Source organism: Bacteroidota bacterium (genome assembly GCA_030706565.1).
GTDB lineage: Bacteria > Bacteroidota > Bacteroidia > Bacteroidales > JAUZOH01 > JAUZOH01.
The window spans coordinates 1-2,007 of record JAUZOH010000556.1 but is presented as its reverse complement, the minus strand read 5'-3'; the positions used below and the strand labels follow the sequence as shown (position 1 = coordinate 2,007).

Annotated in this window: 2 protein-coding genes; both read right to left on the bottom strand. The window is 41.8% G+C overall.

Annotation, left to right across the window (positions count from 1 at the left end; all coding sequences use genetic code 11):
• A partial coding sequence (locus Q8907_16730) for a hypothetical protein (protein ID MDP4275914.1) occupies positions 1–461 on the bottom strand: 461 nt, incomplete at its 3' end.
• 106 nt (positions 462–567) lie between these two features.
• On the bottom strand, positions 568–2,007 hold a 1,440-nt coding region (locus tag Q8907_16725), incomplete at its 5' end, for a glycoside hydrolase family 92 protein (protein MDP4275913.1).

Below are 2,007 nucleotides of genomic sequence, written 5' to 3'. Positions count from 1 at the left end.
TTCCAATGGACCAAATCTCTTGAAGTAGCTGCTGCCAAACGAGGAACTTTGTGGTTCCATTGGGTATAGAGCATCAGATAGGTTCCATCTTCGGTTACGGCAACCCGCGGATCTTCGCAACCACCGGTCCACTCAAATTCCTTTTGATTATCATCTGCAGGAAATAATACAGGTTCTTTACTGCGCTTGACTTTTAAACCATCAACACTTTCGGCAATACCAATCCTCGAAGTTCTACCTCCTATTCCCTGTCCGGATTTATCCTCAGCCCGGTAGAGAATATATATTTTTCCATCTTTTGCTACCGCAGCAGGATTAAACGTATCGTTCGACTCCCAGTCCAGCAACTTACCAGTCATTGGATCCATAAATCGCGAATGTTCATCAGGAAAAACAATAGGATTTACGCCACCAGGTCTTGTAAAATTACCCAAAGCCCAATCCGGCAAATCATTCCGCATTTGTTGCCCTGAAAGATTCCCAGCAACCAGCGAAAAGATTAATAACAATGATAATGCCAATGAATTTAACCGCATATTTATAGGATTTTATATTGAAAAAGAAATTTCATTCGAATGATGGGGGTTCTGTGCCTGTACCCCATTTTTTATTTGGCCCGGCAGATAGTTGAAACAAGAGTTCTCCCCCATTCCTTATACTACTCCAGGGAATCCAGGTACCATCAAACTCTTTTTTATTCATTTTCAACCCATTGACATACGCTTTATCTTCGTCACCTCCTCTAATCAGGAGAGTTTTGCCAGAACCAAGATGAATTTTTACAACAGGAAACGAGGGGCTGTTAATTGAAAAACCAGCTACGCCAGGAATCATCGGGAACATCCCAATATTTGCAAAAACATACCAAGCCCCCATTGCTCCAAGATCGTCGTTACCGGGAAGGCCGTTATCGCGGTTTGAATATTGCTCCTTAATAATGCGGCGAACAATGGTTTGAGTTTTATAAGGAGCGTCCGTCCAATTATACGTCCAGGGAACCTCAAAATCAGGTTCATTACCTGAAGCGAACCATTCCTGGCCATAACTGGCATCAATTCGTTTAAAGAAATCGTCCAAACGGTCTTCGGCAATTTTTTTACCTCCAATCAGACCTATTAATCCTTTCAGATTATAAGGGATCATCCAGAAATAATTTTTATAGCTGGCTTCCCGCCAGTCTTCATCATATTTTTTCCAGGAACCGTCTTCGTTTCTGGATTGTAACCAGTTCGTCTGCGGATTATACAAATTCTTCCAGAGTTGAGCCCTTTTAAGATAAGTATTATAAAGAGCTTTGTTGTCAAACGACTGCAAAGCAAACTGGGCTATGGCAAAATCGGCCGAAGTGTATTCCAGCATCATGGACGCATTCATATAGCCCTTTTGAAGATACTGATTGAGGAAGGGGCGCGTTAAAATATCCTGTGATTTGGTATCTGGAATTTCAGCACCACGCCGCATTACTTTCAAAGCGGCTTTTTTATCAAAATTATTCACCCCAAATGCACTCGCATTAGATACAAGAATTGAAGTAGGGTCGCCCTGCATGATGCCGGTTTCGGTATTTGCCAGTACCCAGCGCGGAAATCCTCCACCTGATAATTCGGCGAACTTAATAATGGAATTTACCATTTCTCCTGTTTCCTTTGGGGCCAGCATGCTAATAAGTTGAATCTGGGTGCGGTAAGTATCCCAGTTACTAAAGGATGTATAATAATTTCCTTTCGCAACTTTATAGATTTTATTATCAGCCCCAACATACTCGCCATTAACATCGTTGCAAATATTAGGATGGGCCAGGGAATGATACAGATGTGTATAAAATTGAGCGGTATGTTCAGCCGAACCTCCTGCAACCTCTATTCTTCCGAGGTATCCGTTCCAAGCTGACATAGCACTTGCCATGATCTTATTGAAGTCCCATTCTGAATCTTCCGATTTCAGATTTTCACGGGCATTTTGAAGGGAAACGTAAGAAATGCCAAACTTATATTGAATTGTTTTATT